Genomic DNA, 17506 nt, shown 5'->3' with positions numbered 1-17506 from the left:
TACCGCATGATCCCGCCACGCGTTGACGGCTGAAATCGGAACAGCGGCGGGGGTTTGGGCACTTTCGTGGCGAATCGTAAGGTGGCCCCCACCTGCCGGATTGACCAACCGAACGGTCGGGCGGCGCTGTACGGCGCGGCGCCAGTGCATCAGCCGAGGGCCTGAGCGTACACCGTTGGCGCTATCATTGACCCTTTCCCGTCTCACCAAGCGCTCCGCGCCACCCGCATGGCTTCCCACGACTACCTGAAAAAAACCCTGACCGCGCGCGTCTACGACGTGGCCCGCGAGACCGAACTCGAACGCGCGCCGAATCTGTCGGCACGTCTGCGCAACCCGGTCTACCTGAAGCGCGAGGACAACCAGCCGGTGTTCTCGTTCAAGGTGCGCGGCGCGTACAACAAGATGGCGCATATTCCTTCCGAAGCGTTGGAACGCGGCGTGATTACAGCGTCGGCGGGCAATCATGCGCAGGGCGTGGCGCTGTCGGCGGCGCGCATGGGCGTGAAGGCGATCATCGTGGTGCCGGTGACGACTCCGCAGGTGAAGGTCGATGCGGTGCGCGCGCACGGCGGTCCCACTGTCGAGGTGGTGCAGTTCGGCGAATCGTATAGCGACGCCTACGGACACGCGGTGAAACTGCAGGAGGAGCGCGGCCTGACCTTCGTGCATCCGTTCGACGATCCGTACGTGATCGCCGGCCAGGGCACCGTCGCGATGGAAATTCTCAGCCAGCATCAGGGCCCGATTCACGCGATCTTCGTGCCGATCGGCGGGGGTGGACTGGCGGCGGGCGTCGCCGCGTACGTGAAGTCGGTGCGCCCGGAGATCAAGGTGATCGGCGTGCAGACCGATGATTCGTGCGCGATGGCGGCGTCGCTGAAAGCCGGTGAGCGCGTCACGCTGAACGAGGTCGGGTTGTTTTCGGACGGCACAGCGGTGAAGCTCGTCGGTGAAGAAACCTTCCGCCTGTGCAGCGAATATCTCGACGACGTGCTGCTCGTGAATACCGATGCGCTATGCGCCGCGATCAAGGACGTCTTCCAGGACACCCGCAGCGTGCTGGAACCCGCCGGCTCGCTCGCGGTGGCTGGCGCCAAGCAGTATGCGGAACGCGAAGGCATCGAGAACCAGACGCTGATCGCGATCACGTCGGGCGCGAACATGAACTTCGACCGCATGCGCTTCGTGGCCGAGCGCGCCGAAGTCGGTGAAGCGCGCGAAGCGGTGTTCGCCGTGACGATTCCTGAGGAGCGTGGCAGTTTCCGCCGCTTTTGCGAACTGGTCGGCACGCGCAGCGTCACTGAATTCAACTACCGCATTGCGGACGCGAACTCCGCCCATATCTTCGTGGGCGTGCAGATCAGGAATCGCAGCGAGTCGGCGCAGATCGCGGGCGCGTTTGAAGCGCACGACTTCGCCACAGTCGACCTGACGTTCGACGAACTCTCCAAGCAGCACATCCGCTACATGGTCGGCGGGCGCTCGCCTTTGGCACACGACGAACGTCTGTTCCGCTTCGAGTTTCCCGAGCGTCCGGGTGCGCTGATGAAATTCCTCTCGTCGATGGCGCCGAACTGGAATATCAGCCTGTTCCACTATCGCAACCAGGGCGCGGACTACAGTTCGATTCTGGTCGGCATCCAGGTGCCGGACAGCGAGAATGAAGCGTTCAACAAGTTTCTCGCCACGCTCGGTTATCCGAACTGGGAAGAGACGCAGAACCCGGTATATCGCCTGTTCCTCGCTTGATTACTTAGGACTGAAACGCGCAGATGGCTCTTTCGCTTGTCGACAAACTGGTGGTGGCAATCTCGTCGCGCGCGCTGTTCGACTTCGAGGAAGAGAACCGCGTGTACGAGGAAGGCAACCTGCAGGCCTATGAAGCGTTGCAGCGCGACCGCCTGACCGTGCCCGCCAAACCGGGTGTGGCGTTTCCGCTGATCCGCAAGCTGCTGGCCTTGAACACCAGCGGTCATCGCGTCGAAGTGGTGATTCTTTCGCGCAGCGATCCGATCAGCGGACTGCGCGCGTTCCACTCGTGCCGCGAGCATGGGCTCGCCATCGAGCGCGGAGTGTTTACGCGCGGACGCGCGCCGTTCGGCTATCTGAAGCCGTTGAACGCGTCGCTGTTTCTGTCCGCGAATCAGCAGGACGTGCGCGACGCGCTGGCCGCCGGATTTCCCGCCGCGCGAGTCTTGCCCGAATCGGCGAGAATGGCGAGCAAGTATCCGGACGAAATCCGCATTGCCTTCGACGGCGACGCGGTGCTGTTTTCCGACGAAGCCGAGCGCGTATTCCAGAAGGACGGCTTGCGCGCATTCGTCGGCCACGAGATTCACAACAAGGATCTGCCGCTCGCGGACGGCCCCTTGAAGCCGTTACTCGAAGCGCTGCACCGGTTGCAAAAACTCGCGGACGAAGCCGCGCCGATGCATATTCGTACGGCATTGGTGACGGCGCGCTCGGCGCCCGCGCACGAGCGCGCGATCCGCACCTTGATGGCATGGAACATCGAAATCGACGAAGCGATGTTCCTCGGCGGCCTCGACAAGAGCGCATTCCTGCGCGAGTTCGAGCCGGACTTTTTCTTCGACGACCAAATTGGCCACTGCGAATCGGCCCGCGTCGTGACGGCGACGGGGCACGTGCTGAGTGGCATCGTGAACGCATCATGACACCCGAACAATCACCGCTGGGTAAGGCCTCCACTTACACCGAACAATACGACGCTTCTTTGCTGTTTCCGATCGCGCGAAAAAATGCGCGCGAGGCGATCGGCATCGGCGCGCAGTTGCCGTTCTTCGGCACGGACATCTGGAATGCGTACGAGTTGTCGTGGCTGAATGCGCGCGGCAAACCGCAAATCGCGGTGGCGACGTTCTTCGTGCCGGCGGATTCGCCGAATATCGTCGAGTCGAAATCGTTCAAGCTCTACCTCGGCTCATTCGCGCAGACCGCGTTCGAGTCGATGGAGGCGGTGCGCGACACGATCAAGCGCGATGTGTCCGCGTCGTGCGGTGCGAGCGTGTCCGTTCATCTGGCCGCGCCGTATGAGTTCGGCAAATTGCAGATGGAAGAATTCGAGGGTTTGTCGCTGGATCGGTTGGATCTCGATACCGACGTTTATCAGCCGGACGCGTCCTTGCTGAAAGCGGCGCTGGATGAGGCACCGGTCGAAGAAACGCTGTTCTCCAACTTGCTGAAATCGAATTGTCCGGTGACGGGGCAGCCCGATTGGGGTAGCGTGCAGATTCATTACGTGGGCCCGCAGATCGATCACGCGGGCTTGCTGCGCTACATCATCTCGTATCGGAATCACACTGGTTTTCACGAGCAGTGTGTCGAGCGGATTTTTATCGATGTGCTGAAGGCCTGCAAGCCGGTGAAGCTCGCGGTGTATGCGCGTTATACGCGGCGCGGCGGGTTGGATATCAATCCGTTCCGCACGAATTACAACTTGCCGATGCCTGACAATATGCGGCTGGCGCGGCAGTAAATAGCAGCGTGTTCGCCGCGGAATCCGATGCGATTCCGCGGCGAATGAAACTGGCTAAGTATTCAGAGCTAGGCCGTGGGCTTCTTATAAGCCACACAGTCCACTTCAACGCGACAGTCGATCACCATCGAAGAAACGACACAGGCGCGCGCCGGCGGGTTCTCGCCAAAATACTCGCGGAACACCTTGTTGAACGACGCGAAGTCGCGCGGGTCATCCAGCCACACGCCGCAGCGGACCACATGCTCCGCGCCATAGCCGGCTTCCTTCAGGATCGCGAACACGTTCTGAATCGCCTTGTGCGATTGTTCGACGATGCCGCCATTGATCACTTCGCCGTTTTCCATCGGCGTCTGTCCGGACACGAACAGCCAGCCGTCCGCTTCGACCGCACGCGCAAACGGCATATGCTGACCGCCCGTTCCCTTCCCGCCTTCAACACCATATCGCTTCATCATCACACTCCTCAAAAAGTCCGGCACGCGTCCGGCAGAATCGCCGCGCGCGCCGCAATCAATCAATTAATCATTCAATCGGGCAAATAATCAGAACGCGCCGTGCGCGTCACCCTTCGATGCCGCGCCGCGCGCCACGAAGTGCCCGGCGCGCTCGCCCGTCACTTCGCCATTGCGATACGTCAAGACGCCGTTCACCCACACCGCGTCGATGCCGTCGGCGGCCTGCTGCGGGTTCTCGAACGTCGCCGCGTCGCGCACCTTGGCCGGGTCGAACAGCACCAGGTCGGCGTGATAGCCGATGTGCACCTCGCCGCGCTGCGCCAGACCAAAGCGACGCGCCGACAAGCTGGTCATCTTGCGCACCGCCTCTTCGAGCGGCAGCAAGCCCGCGTCGCGCGCGTAGTGGCCGAGCACACGCGGAAACGCGCCCCACAAGCGCGGATGCGGCAGCGGATCGTTCGGCAGCCCGTCTGAGCCGACCATGGTCGCGGGATGCGAGAGGATGCGCCGCACGTCCTCTTCGGACATGTTGTGATACACCGCGCCCGCCGGTTGCAGACGCTTGCCCGCTTCCTGCTGCGAGACGCCCCACTCCGCCGCGATCTCCTTCACGAGCTTGCCCGCCATCTCCGGATGCGGCTCCGACCACGTAATCGTGATGTCGATGTCGCCCGTCACCTGCTTCACGTCGAGCGTCGACGAACTGCGGTTGTACGGATAGCAATCGCAACCGATCGGCTGCAGACGGCGCGCGCCTTCGAGCGAATTCAGCACTTCCTCGCTGCGTCCCCAGTTCGACGGACCCGCGCACTTCAGATGCGAAATCACCACCGGCACGTGCGCGTGACGGCCCACGCGATACGCCTCGTCCATGGCGTCGAGAATCGCGTCGAATTCGGTGCGCATGTGCGTGGTGTACAACGCGCCGGCCGCGGCGAGCGGTTCGGCCAAGGCCATCACTTCTTCGGTCGGCGCCGAAAACGCCGAGCCGTATGCGAGCCCTGAACTCAGACCCAGCGCGCCGTTGGCCAACGCTTCTTCGAGCTGTGCGCGCATGCCGTCGATTTCCTGCGGTGTCGCCGCGCGGTCGAGCCGGTCCATCTGGTTGCTGCGCAACGCCGTGTGCCCGATCAACGCGCCGACGTTCACCGCCGGCCGCGCCGCGTTCACCGCTTCGACATACGCGGCGAAGGTCGGGTACTGGAATGCGTCGCGCTCGCCGAGCAGGTTCATCGGATCGGGCGGATCGCCCTTCAGCGCAACCGGCGACGCGCTGATGCCGCAATTGCCGACGATCACCGTCGTCACGCCTTGCGTGATCTTCGGCAGCATTTGCGGCGAGCGGATCACGTGCGTGTCGTCGTGCGTGTGAACGTCGATGAAGCCCGGCGCCAGCGCGCGGCCTTCGGCCTCGATCACTTCTTCGGCAAGCCAGTTCGACAGATTGCCGATCGCGACGATGCGGCCGTCGCGAACCGCGACGTCGCGTTCGACAGGCGGCGCGCCCGTGCCGTCATACAGTTGCGCGCCGACGATCAGCGTATCAGCGGCTTCGGGATGCGAGTGCATGGATCAGTCTCCTAACGGTTGTCGATCGCCGCCGCCGCGGTGCGTGTCGAGTGCATGCTTCATGCGGCGCAGCAATTCGCGGCTCTCGTCACCCTGACTGACGGCAAGTTCGGTGACGAGCACATCGAGCGCCATCATCATCGCGTAGCGCGACGACGACGGCTTGTAAATGAAATCAGTTTCAAAGGCCACGATCGGAATCACCCAATCGGCGAGTCGCGCCAATGGCGACGCCGGCGCGGTCAGCGCGATCACGGTTGCGCCGTAGCTGCGCGCGATCTTGCAGTTCTCGACCATCTCGGGCACGCGCCCGGTGGTGGAGAGCGCGATCACCACGCATTCGCGCGACACGGTGCTCGCCACCATGCGTTGCAGCAAGCCGTCCTGATAGGTCGCCACCGGCCGCCCGAGACGCACGAGCCGGAAGCGCATCTCGTCGGCGAGCGCGGTCGAGCCGCCGCCCATGCCGAACACGTAGATCATGCGCGCGCCGCGCAAGGCGGCGGCCGCGTCGCCGAGCGGCGCCTGGCGCAGCAATTGATGGTTGTGCGCCAGCGCGGTTTGCAATTCGTCGAACACGCGGGTTGCGATCGGCTCGGGCGCGTCGTTCGGACCGCCAGCCTTCAGGAAACGCTGACCGACGGCGGCCGCCTGCGCGAGCCGCAGTTTGAGCTCGCGCACGTCGCGGCAGCCGACCGCCTTGGCAAAGCGCGTCACCGTCGCGACGCTCACCTCCGCCTGCTGCGCGAGCGCGCCAATGCTGGCGCGCGAGGCGCCCGTCAGATCGTCGAGAATCAGCGCGGCGACCTTGCGTTCGGCCGAGCGCAGTTCCGGCGCGCATTCGGCAATGCGCGCGACGATGTCGAAAGCGAGCGGTTCGGCGGTTAAGTTCATTGCAGACTGTGGGAGGCCGCGCGAAGGCTTATAACCCGCCTCCGCCCAACTGTGGTACTAAATAACATTTCTTCATCCATCGTACTTTCGGTAACATGGTAAAGTCAACTTTGATTCAATTTAACTGGACGATGGAGCAGGGAGACATGAAAGTTACAAACTATCAGGGCGCAACGATTGATCCTCATAGCAAGGGCTTGGGCATGGTTCCGGGCACCAGTATCCAACTCACGGATGCCGCGCGGCTCGAGTGGAACCTGCTGAACGAAGACGTGAGCCTGCCGGCCGCCGTGCTGTACGCGGACCGCGTGGAGCACAACCTCAAGTGGATGCAGGCATTCGTCGCGGAATACGGTGTCAAGCTCGCGCCGCACGGCAAGACCACCATGGCGCCGCAGCTGTTTCGCCGTCAGCTCGAAAACGGCGCGTGGGGCATCACGCTCGCCACCGCGCATCAGGTGCGCGCGGCTTATCACGGCGGCGTTTCGCGTGTTCTCATGGCCAACCAGCTAGTCGGCCGTCACAACATGATGATGGTTGCCGAGTTGCTGAGCGATTCGGATTTCGAATTCTTCTGCCTCGTCGATTCGGTTGAAGGCGTCGAGCAGTTGGGCGAGTTTTTCAAGTCGGTGAACAAGCAGTTGCAAGTGCTGCTCGAACTCGGCGTGCCGGGTGGGCGCACGGGCGTGCGCGACGCGGCGCAGCGCAACGCAGTGCTCGAGGCGATTGCACGTTATCCCGACACGCTGAAGCTCGCTGGCGTCGAGTTGTATGAAGGCGTGCTCAAGGAAGAACACGAAGTGCGCGAGTTTCTGCAAAGCGCGGTCGCGGTCACGCGCGAACTCGTCGAGCAAGGCCGTTTTGCGCGTACGCCGGCGGTGCTGTCGGGCGCGGGTTCGGCCTGGTACGACGTGGTCGCGGAAGAATTCGTGAAGGCGTCGGAGACCGGCAAGGTCGAGGTCGTACTGCGTCCCGGCTGCTATCTGACACACGACGTCGGCATCTATCGCAAGGCGCAGACGGAAATTTTCGCGCGCAATCCGGTCGCGAAGAAAATGGGCGAAGGGCTGCTTCCCGCGCTGCAATTGTGGGCGTATGTACAGTCGATTCCCGAACCGGATCGCGCGATCATCGGTCTCGGCAAGCGCGATTCCGCGTTCGACGCCGGGATGCCGGAACCGGCGCGCCACTTTCGTCCGGGCAACGAAGCCCCGCGTGACATCGCGGCGAGCGAAGGCTGGGAGATTTTCGGCTTGATGGATCAGCACGCGTATCTGCGGATTCCCGCAGGCGCTGACCTGAAAGTGGGCGACATGATCGCGTTCGACATCTCGCATCCGTGTCTGACGTTCGACAAATGGCGTCAGGTGCTGGTGGTCGATCCGGCGTATCGCGTCACGGAAGTGATTGAAACGTTCTTCTGATGGGTTTTGCGAACGGCGCGTTCTCGGGCAACGAGGCGCGCCTTTCGTGGTGTTGCGGAAGGGCGGGTTTTTCGCGCCGCTCCGACGAGGTGACTTTGTTTAACCGTGCCCGTCCGGCAGATCAAGGCTGGCGCGGCGCTTCATTGCCCACTATCTCGGATGTTTGAGCGACAGCCTCAACTGCGCTAGCCGTCGCCGCCACTTCGCTGATCCTCGCCTCAAGCATCTTCAATGCACCCGACAGCGCGTTCAGCGCGTCGTCCGGCAACACGGCTATCGTGTCATGCATAAACGCGTTGCGACGCGGCAAGCTGGCTTCCGTTGCCGACTGCCCCGCTTCGGTCAGGCGCACGTTGGTCACGCGGTTATCGCGCGTATCCATGCTGCGAGCGATCCAGCCCATACCTTCCAGCGTTTTCAGTTGCCGTGTCAACGCGCCCGGATCGACGCGCAAGCGCTCCACCAGCCGCTTCTGCGACGACTCGCCTGCCTGCTCGTGCAGCGCGAGCAGAATGCGCCAGCGCGGCAACGGATGGCCGACGTGCGCCTCGAAAGCCGACATGAACGCCCGATATGTGCGGCCGAATTGCTGCATGACGGCGACGCGGTCCTGTTCTTCCATGATCTGTCTGTAAAACGGTGAGTCGAAAAATCAGTCCGCGTGAATCACGGGTTCGAGCTTGCGCTGGAGTTTGATCGGCGGCACACGGCGGCTTTGCCAGACCGACACCACGGCGATGATCGCCGCCATGGCGAGACCCAGATGAATCGCTGACACGAGCGCTTCTCGCGCGCTCTCGAGCAGCATCGCGCCGTTGTGGCCCGCATGCGTCAACTGGCTGAGCAAAGTGGCTTGCGCATCGCGATTGATGAGAATTTGCGGGTCGCCGAGATCCGCGAACCAGTGCGACGCATGATCGTTGTCCAACGCGCTGCGCACGCCGCTCGCGTACATATGGCTGACCAGCGTGCCGGTCAGCGCCGTGCCGATCATGCCGCCGATCATCCGCAGCGACTGCAGCAGCGCTGTCGCGATACCAAGGTGTTCGCGACCGGCCGTTTGCTGCGCGAAGATCGTCAGGTTCGGCATGACGAAACCGAGCCCCAAGCCGCCGACGATCATGAACGACATCAACAGCCATTGCGGCATGGCGCGCGTCGCAACGACCACGCCGAGGCACGCCAGCGCGAGCAGCGTAAAGCCGATATACAGCATCAGATTCGGATTGCGCACGCGCGAGACGATGCGCCCATTGGCGATACTGCCGATCGTGATGAACACGACCAGCGGCGTGATGACGAGGCCCGCTTCTTTCGGCGACATGCCGAAGCCGCCCTGGAACAGCAACGGCGCGTAGAACAGCAGCGAGAACATCGAAAAGCCGCCCAGCACGGCCAGCGTGAAGAGCGCGGCGAGACTGCGGTTGCGGAACATGTCGACCGGCAGGATCGCCGTCGGGCAGCGCTTTTCCCACTGCCACAACGCGTAAGCCGACGCGACGCTCAAGATGAGCAACGCCAACGCGCTCAAGGTCACGCCATGCTTCGGCAGCAATTCGACGAACAGTTGCAGCGAGCCGAGCGCCACGGCGATCAACACGGCGCCGGGCCAATCGAGGCGCATCTTGCCTTCGTGTTCGACATGACGCAGATGCGGCAGGAAGCGCCAGACAAAGAACAGCGACAGCAGGCCGACAGGCAGATTCACATAGAAAACCGAGCGCCAGCCGTAATACTGCGTGAGGAAACCGCCGAGCGACGGTCCCACAGCGTTCGCGATACCGAACGCCGAACTCATCAGCACTTGCCAGCGCAGACGCACGACCGAGTCGGGAAACAGATCAGGAATGCAGGCGAATGCGGTGCCGACCAGCATGCCGCCGCCGATGCCTTGCAGGCCGCGCGCGAGCACGAGGAAGAGCATGTTGTTGGCCGCGCCGCACAGCACCGACGCGCCCGTGAACACGACGATCGACGCGATGACGAACGGCTTGCGCCCGTAGTAATCGCCAAGCCGGCCGAAAATCGGCACGGTGATCACCGAGGTCAGCAGATACGACGTGGCGACCCACGCGTACAGCTCGAAACCCTTGAGTTCGGCGACGATCGTGGGCAACGCGGTGCCGACCACGGTCTGGTCGAGCGCGACCAGCATCGTAACGAAGGAGATGCCGAGCATCGCCAGTAGCGATTCACGGAACGGTAAAACTTGCCCACTCGAGTGGTGGGCCGCGGTATGGACAGCCATTTTTGATGGAGCAACATTTGACACGTCAAACGATTGGGAATCATACCACGCTGCGACGCTCTAAGCGGGACAAGCCGTCGTGGTTCGCCGCATCGGCAGTCGACTGAAGAATGGATATCACATGACGCCAGGGAGGCACATGGAGCCGAGTTCGCTCGCAACACAATCGTTATCGGACGACGACCTGAAAGCGCTGCGCCGCGCAAAACATGAACTGGAGAGCCCCGCTCTGGCGATGAAGCTGGCGAGCATCGTCGGCGCGCCGCTGGAGAAACTGCTCTCGCGCATGCCGGCGTTCGCCAACGAAAAAGTCACCGACGCGACGGAGCTGGCCTTGCGCAAGTGCCTGTCGATCGCGCTGCGCACACTGGGGCGGCAGGACGGCGCGACGCCGCTGGTGGTGCCCGACAAGCCGAGCAACTTGCTGCACAAGTTCGCCGTGGCGACTACCGGCGCGGCCGGCGGCGCATTCGGGCTGTTCGCCCTACCCGTCGAGTTGCCGGTCACGACCACGCTGATGTTCCGTTCGATCTGCGACATTGCGCGCAGCGAGGGCGAGGATCTGACGTCGATCGACACGCAGCTGCAATGTCTGACGGTGCTCGGCATGGGCGGCACGTCGAGCTCCGACGACGACGCCGACTTCGGCTACTTCATCATGCGCGGCGCGCTCGCGCAGGCGGTGTCGAAAGCGTCGTCTGAAATCGCGACCAAAGGCTTCACCGCGCACGGCTCCGCAGCCTTGCTGCGCCTGCTCAACACGATCGCCGCGCGCTTCTCCGTGCAGGTGAGCGAACAGATCGCCGCCAAATCCATCCCGGCGATCGGCGCGGTGCTCGGCGCGATGGTCAATACGGTTTTCATCGACCACTTCCAGCAGGTCGCGCACGGTCACTTCACCGTGCGTCGGCTGGAACGGCAGTACGGCCAGGAACCGGTCGAAGCAGCCTATCAGGCGATCGACATCGCGCTCGACGGCTGAGCCGCGCGACTCGTCACGCGCCGCACGAAGGCCGCGGCACGGTCGAGCGCGCGATTTCCTTCGGGGATGAACGGCGCGAAGATCGGCCAGACGTGCGGCATCTTGTTCCACACTTCGAGTTCGCAGTCGACACCCGCCGCCCGCGAGTTGTCGGCCACGCGCCGCGAATCGTCGAGCAACACCTCGGTGCTGCCCGCCATGATGAAGAGCGGCGGCAAGCCGCGCAGGTCGGCATAAACCGGAGAAGCGTAGGGATGCGTTGCTGGCGTGTCGCCGAGGTAGACCTTTCCCGCTAGGGCGATCGCCGAGCCGCTGAACATCGGATCGAGACCGTCGTTGGTGCGGATGCTGGCGCCGGTCGCGGCCAGATCGGTCCACGGCGAAAATAGCAGCCCGCCTGCCGGCATGGGATCGCCGGCGTCGCGCAACGCCACCAGCGTGGCGAGCGCAAGACCGCCGCCCGCTGAATCGCCCGAGATCACGATCGACTCGGGCGCGATGCCCCCGGCGATTAACTGACGGTACGCCGCGGTCGCGTCGTCGAGCGCCGCCGGGAAGCGATGCTCTGGCGCGAGACGGTAGTCGAGGGAAAAAACCGGCGCATCGGCGCGCGTCGCGAGACCGAACACGATCGAACGATGGGTACGCGGTGAACAGAAGTAGTAGCCGCCGCCGTGGCAATACAGCACGGTCGGTCCGGCGTTTGCGGCTGGCGCACCGTCGGCGCGCTCGATCCACTCGCCACGCAAGGGCGTATCGTCCGCGCCGTACAGCTCACGCAGACGCCACCCGCCCGGCACCCGCGGCGACCAGACGCGCTTGGCGGTCAGCGCGCGCGCTCTTTCGACATCGATGCGTGGCTTGAGGGTCTCCGGTCGAAACTGTCTACGCAGATACCAGCACGCGAGTGCACTTTGCCAACTCATCGGGACACGCTCCTTCGATTGTGTCCTGTCATGTTACGTGCGTTCGCTACTACGCCGGTGGATGGCCGCTTCTAATCTCAAAAACGCCTGCGTCGCCGCGGTAAGGCTTTCCGGTCGCCTAGTTCGCCGGCAAAACCTGCCCGCGAATTTCACCCATCGGGTTCTGTGCGGTATGGACGTTGAAGTACCACTGCCCCGCCATCAGATCCGTCACCTGCTGTTCGGTCAGCGCCGCCGAGCCTTTGATCGGGCTGGCGAGCGCGCCCTTGTCGATCGGCACCTGAATCTTGGCGTTCTGGCCCACCGGCGCGGGGCCGTGAAAATGCGCGGCGGTTGCCGGGCCGCTCAAGCCTTCGTAGCTGACTGTCCATTGCAGGGATTTTGTCGACGTGTCGAAGGTGGCGTCCAACATGCCGTGCCCGTGGCTCACGCGAGGCGGCACTTCGCTCGAAGGCTCGAGATCCGCCTTCAACGCCACCGTGTCCGCGAAGGCAACACCCGACGCCAACGCCCACAGCACCACGGCAAGATTCAGTTTTCGAAGCGCAATCATGGTCTTCTCCGGACTTGATGCACCGCCGCACCGACACTCGGCCGCGCGCGAAGCCACCACATACTAGTGCAAATCCGCCGAACCTGTTTTTGCTGGGGGAGCGCGAGGCCATCGCGCGTTTTTTAGTCAGTCACTTTCACGCACAGCACCCGCCTTCGAGGCAACCGAAACGCGTGGCACTTTGTAGTTGTCCGTAGTGATCCCGGGCGTTTTTCCGACGCACAAACGGGCTTGCGATATCGATCCGAAAGCGCCTCGACGGCGTTTTAATCGATTTCCTCAAACAGTTAATTGCGCATTTTGTAATGAATGACCGGCAATATCCCGGTTATGCTTCTTCTTGCGAGAAGTGACTCCTTCATCGAGGGAAGTCTCCAAATCTTTAACGCGGCTTCGGCCGCGTTTTTTTTCGTCTTTTTGTCGCGCCCCCGCTCACACAGGCGCTGTAGCGCTTTGATGCGGTCGCATCTGCGAAAGCGGTTTTTTATACGAGCAACGCGGCCTGCTGTTCGATTCCGTCCAGCATGGCATTGCACTTGTCGATTAAAACCATCCCATCGTCGCGCACCCGTTCCGGCGGCTTGACCGTGATTTCGCGGCGATAGTCTTCAAGTGCCTTGAGCAGCGGTGGATATTGCAGGACGCTCGCCGCCCCCGCCACGCGATGAAGCCACTCGCGCACGCGGTCCACCTCGATCCGCTCCGTCTCCACGCGCTCGAGCAACGGCGACAAGGACAGCACATCCTCGCGAACGGACGACACGAACGAGTCGAGCAACGCCTTGACGGTCGATTCACTACCCCACAGTTGCGTCATGTGCCCGAGATCGACCGGGACGAACGGCTCGGCGCCACCATGAACATCCGGCACTGCGACTGCCGGCGTGTTGACGGCCTCCGAAGGCGCGGCTTGCCACGCGCTGTCGGTGCCGAACCAACGGCTCAGATAATCACGCAGCGTGGCGAGCCGTGTCGGCTTCACGAGGCTGTCGTCCATGCCGGCGTCGCGGCACAGATTCAGGTCTTCGGGCGCGGTGTTCGCCGTGATACCCAGAATGGGCAGGCGATAAGCGCCGCCCTGCTCGCTTTCACGAATGCGCCGCGTGAGTTCGTAACCGGACACCTTTGGCATGTGGCAATCCGTGATCAGACACCCGTAGCTCGTATGTTCCAGCGCGGCCAGCGCCTCGGCGCCATCGTTCGTGACGTCGCACGCGAAGCCGAGCAACGCGAGCTGGTGACGAATCAACTCCTGATTGACCGGATGATCTTCAGCGACGAGGATCAGCCGGCCACTGGCGATGGCCCGCTCGCGGTCCGGAGGCGAAGTGGCGCCCTCGGGCGTACGCGAGATACCTGCCGATCGCGGCGTCACCGACGGCAGCCCGGTCATCGCGGCGGCGCACGCGGCGCCGAGGCCGCGCCACGAAATGGGATTGATGCTGACGCGCACGTTGTCGTCGAGAATGCGGTAGCCCGTCGGCTTCGGCTTTTCGGTCAGACAGATGACACGCGTGCGCGGCCTGATGTCCGCGGGCAAGTCCACGTCTTCATTCACGAACAGCAAATCCACGTCGGCCAGTGCGGCGCGATCGTGCAGTTCGGGTGCGTCAGGGGAAACGCGGCGCAATTCGAGGCCGAGCGCTTCGCCGAAGTGCATCAGCGCCTGGGCGATACGCGCGTCGCCGGTTGCCACGATTCCGCGCTTGCCACGCAAGCCGTTCACGGAATAGTGCTGAGTCTCGATCGGCATGGCAAGCCGCACGGTCATGCGCGTGCCGCTACCCGGTTCGCTGTGCAACGTGAGCGAGCCGTTCATGAGGTCGATCAGCTTGCGGCAGATCGTCAAGCCAAGGCCCGTGCCGCCGAACCGGCGCGTGGTGGACGATTCCGCCTGCACGAACGGCTCGAAGAGCTTGGCCTGCACCTCCGGCGCGATGCCGATGCCGGTGTCCTCGACGATCATTTCGAGCGTCTGAATGCCGTCGCTCTGCGCGACGACCGACACGCACACGTCGACCTCGCCTTGCGGCGTAAACTTGATGGCATTGCCGAGCAGGTTAATGAGAATCTGCCGCAATCGGACGCTATCGCCGCGCAGCGTGGCGGCGACGTCCGAGCCGACATCCACGCGCACTTTGAGACCCTTTTCATGGGCGCGGCCGGCCAACAGGCCGACAGCGTTGTCCACCAGGTCACGTATGTCGATGGATTCGGCCTCGACGGTCAGCCGTCCCGCTTCGATTTTCGAATAGTCGAGCAAGTCGTCGAGAATCTGCAGCAACGCGCCGGCCGACTCGTGGATCATGCCCAGCATTTCGCCTTGGTCCGCGTTGAGCGGCGTGCGCTCCAACACTTCCACGAGACCGAGCACGCCATTCATTGGCGTGCGGATTTCATGGCTCATCATGGCGAAGAAGTCGTCCTTGGCGCGCGAGGCCGCTTCGGCCAGGTCACGCGCGCGCGCAAGCTCGTCGGAGCGCGCGTGCTCCACGCTGGCGTCCACCCAGTAGCCGCTCCAGACGACGCTGCCATCCGATTCGCGATGCGGTACCAATTCGGCACGCGCCCACTTGATGTCCTCATCGCCTGCGAAACGGAACTCCATGTCCACCGGCGTTTCGCAGTGCGCCGAGCGCTCGAGTTCAGCCAGCACGAACGCCCTATCCTCTTCGCACACGCGCTGGAAATCGACGTGATCGCTGCTGCTCTGCGAACCGTCTCGCACGCCCAGCAGATGACGCGTGTCGCCGCCGATATACGGAAACGAATACACGCCATCCGCAGTGCGGCGCAGTTGAAACACCACTGCCGGCAGCGATCGCGTCACGTCGAAGAGGCGCCGCTCGGTTTCGCGCGCGAGCATTTCGGCGCGCCGGATATCGGTGATATCGACCACCGTGCCGAGCACGCAAACGGGCTGACCGTCACTGCCGCGGCAGATGCGGGTCCAGAAAAGACCATGCCGCACATTGCCCGCGCTGCGCTCGAACTGCAACTCCACCTCCGCAGTCTCGCCGCCGTTCAGCATCTCGCGTGTAATGTCGTCCAGGATGCGGCTATTGGCCTCGCCCCATGTCCGCACTTCGATGGTGCTTCGTCCGATGATCGCCTCGCGGCCCAACCCGCAGGCTTGCTCATAGGCCTCGTTGACGGCGATATACCGGCCATCGAGGTCCTTGGCGACGAGCGGATAGGGCACCGTCTTCATCAAGGTTTCCTGGAAGTTCAGTTGCAGTTCCAGTTCACGCTCGGTTTTCTTGCGCAGCCTGACTTCCCGCTGCAGCAACAGATAGGCGCGCAAGGTAATCAGCAGCGCGACGCCGATGCCGATCAGCACCGGCAGCAGACGCACCGCGGTCACGCTCCACATGCCCGACTCCGGCGCGTTGCCGGTGACCCATTTCTGCCGGATGCGCTGCTTTTCCGCGGGCGGCATAGCCAGCAGCGCACGGTCGATCAGCCCAGCGAGCGGGCTCAGGTCGGGGCGCACAGCGAAGTCGAGCGCGTCGGAGTCGCCCACCGTGCCGAGGATCTTGAGGACGCCGTCGTACCGTTGCTTGAGCAGGATATCCACGGCGGCCACGTTGCCCACCAGAACGTCCGCCTCGCCGGACTCCACCATCTTGAGCGCGTCGTCGAGACTGGGCGCGACCGCGACGTGGTCCGCCGGAATTCGCTGGAATGCGAGCGTGACCGAACCGGCGACATGCGACGAAACGACGATGCGGCGCGACGCGAAATCGTTCAGCGAGCGAGCGGCCGGTTCGTCCTCACGCCCGACGATCACCAGCGGATAGCTCTCGTATGCGCTGGTATGCCGCGCCTTCGTGAGGCGTGGATCGTGACTGGAAGCTGTGGCGAGAATTGCCAGTTCGCCGCGCTGGAAAGCTTCGATCGTGGCAGGCCAATCGGCGGTTTGGGCGCGGTTGAAGACGACGCCTAGAGTGCGGCTCAGATACGTCAGATAATCGGCGGCGATGCCCGCAGGTCGGCCGGAGTTGTCGACGTAGCTGAAGGGCGGCCAGCGATTATCGAAACCAACCTGCAATGGTGGCAGCGAACGAAGCCAGGCCTGCTCTTGCGGCGTCAGCGCGAGACTCGGCGCGGCGGGCACAGGCTTCGCGTCGAAGTTGCCGGATAGCCAGCGCATGCGAATCGCCACTTCGTCGGCCGGGTTCATCGACGCGAGCGCCTGGTCGAGCTGGTCCCGCAATGCAGTCTGTTTGCGGGGCACCGCGAAGCGCAAATTGGAGGTTTTGCTGTTCTCCTCGAAGGCCACTCGCAAGCCGCGAAACTCGTCGGTGGACAATGCATATTGCACGACAGCAGTGGAGCCGAGATAAACATCGGCGTCGCCCTGAATAACTGCGGCGAGTGCGGCGTGCGTCGCGGTGAACGTGGTGATCTGGGCGTGTGGGAAGCGTTCGCGTGTCACACGCTCGAGCGCAAAACCTTTCTCCAGCGCGATACGCGCTCCCGCCAACTGGGCGGGACTTCCATAACTGTTACTGTCCCGGCGTACCACGACAGACGTGGAAGAGCGGAAATAAGGCGCGGTGAAACTCAAGCACCGCTCGCGCTCGGGCGTGCGGGCAAAGCTCATCAGCAGATCGACATTTCCGGCGCATGCTGCGACAAGCAGTTGCGGCAGGTCCGGGAACGCCTTGGCTTCGATGACGACGTTCGGCCCGACGAGGGCGCGCAGATAGTCGACACTCATGCCGGTGAGCTGTCCGTCTTGCAGAGCGTCGAACGGCAGCCAACTGTTGGCGAGCACGCCGACGGTCAGTTTCGCGGGGAAACTGGCAACAACCTCAGTGTTCGAGCGATTGTCGAACGATTGAGCAAACGCTGTTGTTTGTGCGGCGAAAAATAAGAGCCCTGCGAGCAGACCCAGCGAGAGGCGTTCAAGCGCACGCCTCATTGCAACGCCTGGCATGAAATTGACGG

General features: G+C 63.2%; 13 protein-coding genes. 5 read left to right on the top strand and 8 right to left on the bottom strand.

Translation table 11 applies throughout. The features are described 5' to 3' along the window. The first annotated feature begins 228 nt into the window (after window positions 1-228). From ilvA to queF, 3 genes are read left to right on the top strand one after another with little or no spacing between them, the layout of a single operon-like run. Entirely contained in the window at window positions 229-1752 is a 1524-nt protein-coding gene (gene ilvA, locus P0D80_RS12825; RefSeq protein WP_408284231.1) for a threonine ammonia-lyase, biosynthetic, read from the top strand. A gap of 23 nt (window positions 1753-1775) precedes the next feature. Further along, window positions 1776-2678: a 5'-nucleotidase gene (locus P0D80_RS12820; protein ID WP_132376077.1), complete on the top strand. Its 903-nt coding sequence runs from the start codon at window positions 1776-1778 to the stop codon at window positions 2676-2678. Further along, window positions 2675-3499 carry an NADPH-dependent 7-cyano-7-deazaguanine reductase QueF gene (gene queF, locus P0D80_RS12815; protein WP_408178310.1) on the top strand — a complete coding sequence of 275 codons (825 nt, stop codon included), beginning with the start codon at window positions 2675-2677 and terminating at the stop codon, window positions 3497-3499. The genes P0D80_RS12820 and queF overlap by 4 nt, the downstream gene beginning before the upstream one ends. Before the next feature lie 68 nt (window positions 3500-3567). On the opposite strand, the gene P0D80_RS12810 is transcribed toward queF, so the two are convergent. The 3 genes from P0D80_RS12810 to P0D80_RS12800 form a co-directional block, all read right to left on the bottom strand. Then, complete coding sequence (locus P0D80_RS12810; RefSeq protein ID WP_007179354.1) at window positions 3568-3954, bottom strand: RidA family protein; 387 nt, start codon at window positions 3952-3954, stop codon at window positions 3568-3570. Window positions 3955-4044: 90 nt separating this feature from the next. After that, a complete protein-coding gene (locus P0D80_RS12805; RefSeq protein WP_408178309.1) occupies window positions 4045-5526 on the bottom strand; it encodes an N-acyl-D-amino-acid deacylase family protein in 1482 nt (493 codons plus the stop codon). 3 nt (window positions 5527-5529) lie between these two features. Then, entirely contained in the window at window positions 5530-6420 is an 891-nt protein-coding gene (locus P0D80_RS12800) for a MurR/RpiR family transcriptional regulator (protein WP_132376080.1), read from the bottom strand. Window positions 6421-6566: 146 nt separating this feature from the next. On the opposite strand from P0D80_RS12800, the gene P0D80_RS12795 reads away from it, so the two are divergent. Beyond that, window positions 6567-7844 (top strand): amino acid deaminase, encoded by a 1278-nt coding sequence (locus tag P0D80_RS12795; RefSeq protein WP_408284227.1) that lies wholly within the window; start codon window positions 6567-6569, stop codon window positions 7842-7844. 121 nt (window positions 7845-7965) lie between these two features. Here P0D80_RS12795 and P0D80_RS12790 read toward each other — a convergent pair whose 3' ends face one another. Further along, window positions 7966-8466 carry a MarR family winged helix-turn-helix transcriptional regulator gene (locus P0D80_RS12790; RefSeq protein WP_408284224.1) on the bottom strand — a complete coding sequence of 167 codons (501 nt, stop codon included), beginning with the start codon at window positions 8464-8466 and terminating at the stop codon, window positions 7966-7968. A gap of 30 nt (window positions 8467-8496) precedes the next feature. Further along, the gene (locus tag P0D80_RS12785) at window positions 8497-10092 is read right to left on the bottom strand and encodes an MDR family MFS transporter (RefSeq protein ID WP_408284222.1); all 1596 of its coding nucleotides are present in this window, start codon (window positions 10090-10092) and stop codon (window positions 8497-8499) included. A gap of 139 nt (window positions 10093-10231) precedes the next feature. On the opposite strand from P0D80_RS12785, the gene P0D80_RS12780 reads away from it, so the two are divergent. Next, complete coding sequence (locus P0D80_RS12780; protein ID WP_408178345.1) at window positions 10232-11074, top strand: EcsC family protein; 843 nt, start codon at window positions 10232-10234, stop codon at window positions 11072-11074. Here P0D80_RS12780 and P0D80_RS12775 read toward each other — a convergent pair. The 3 genes from P0D80_RS12775 to P0D80_RS12765 all read right to left on the bottom strand — a co-directional run bounded on the left by P0D80_RS12775 (window position 11044) and on the right by P0D80_RS12765 (window position 17480). Then, window positions 11044-12000, bottom strand: coding sequence for an alpha/beta hydrolase (locus P0D80_RS12775; protein ID WP_408284219.1), 957 nt, complete (start codon window positions 11998-12000; stop codon window positions 11044-11046). The genes P0D80_RS12780 and P0D80_RS12775 overlap by 31 nt on opposite strands. 118 nt (window positions 12001-12118) lie before the next feature. Then, window positions 12119-12553 (bottom strand): CHRD domain-containing protein, encoded by a 435-nt coding sequence (locus P0D80_RS12770; protein ID WP_132376085.1) that lies wholly within the window; start codon window positions 12551-12553, stop codon window positions 12119-12121. Window positions 12554-13037: 484 nt separating this feature from the next. Beyond that, a complete protein-coding gene (locus tag P0D80_RS12765; protein WP_408284216.1) occupies window positions 13038-17480 on the bottom strand; it encodes an ATP-binding protein in 4443 nt (1480 codons plus the stop codon). Window positions 17481-17506 lie beyond the last annotated feature (26 nt).

Source organism: Paraburkholderia sp. RL17-373-BIF-A (assembly GCF_046030175.1).
In the GTDB taxonomy this organism is placed as follows: Bacteria; Pseudomonadota; Gammaproteobacteria; order Burkholderiales; family Burkholderiaceae; genus Paraburkholderia.
This window is presented reverse-complemented; position numbering and strand designations above follow the sequence as displayed.

What these genes read in the sequence shown, in the direction of transcription:
- ilvA (WP_408284231.1), top strand. Translation starts at nt 229, where the DNA reads ATGGCTTCCCACGACTACCTGAAAAAAACCCTGACCGCGCGCGTCTAC.
- P0D80_RS12820 (WP_132376077.1), top strand. Translation starts at nt 1,776, where the DNA reads ATGGCTCTTTCGCTTGTCGACAAACTGGTGGTGGCAATCTCGTCGCGC.
- queF (WP_408178310.1), top strand. Translation starts at nt 2,675, where the DNA reads ATGACACCCGAACAATCACCGCTGGGTAAGGCCTCCACTTACACCGAA.
- P0D80_RS12810 (WP_007179354.1), bottom strand. Translation starts at nt 3,954, where the DNA reads ATGAAGCGATATGGTGTTGAAGGCGGGAAGGGAACGGGCGGTCAGCAT.
- P0D80_RS12805 (WP_408178309.1), bottom strand. Translation starts at nt 5,526, where the DNA reads ATGCACTCGCATCCCGAAGCCGCTGATACGCTGATCGTCGGCGCGCAA.
- P0D80_RS12800 (WP_132376080.1), bottom strand. Translation starts at nt 6,420, where the DNA reads ATGAACTTAACCGCCGAACCGCTCGCTTTCGACATCGTCGCGCGCATT.
- P0D80_RS12795 (WP_408284227.1), top strand. Translation starts at nt 6,567, where the DNA reads ATGAAAGTTACAAACTATCAGGGCGCAACGATTGATCCTCATAGCAAG.
- P0D80_RS12790 (WP_408284224.1), bottom strand. Translation starts at nt 8,466, where the DNA reads ATGGAAGAACAGGACCGCGTCGCCGTCATGCAGCAATTCGGCCGCACA.
- P0D80_RS12785 (WP_408284222.1), bottom strand. Translation starts at nt 10,092, where the DNA reads ATGGCTGTCCATACCGCGGCCCACCACTCGAGTGGGCAAGTTTTACCG.
- P0D80_RS12780 (WP_408178345.1), top strand. Translation starts at nt 10,232, where the DNA reads ATGGAGCCGAGTTCGCTCGCAACACAATCGTTATCGGACGACGACCTG.
- P0D80_RS12775 (WP_408284219.1), bottom strand. Translation starts at nt 12,000, where the DNA reads ATGAGTTGGCAAAGTGCACTCGCGTGCTGGTATCTGCGTAGACAGTTT.
- P0D80_RS12770 (WP_132376085.1), bottom strand. Translation starts at nt 12,553, where the DNA reads ATGATTGCGCTTCGAAAACTGAATCTTGCCGTGGTGCTGTGGGCGTTG.
- P0D80_RS12765 (WP_408284216.1), bottom strand. Translation starts at nt 17,480, where the DNA reads ATGAGGCGTGCGCTTGAACGCCTCTCGCTGGGTCTGCTCGCAGGGCTC.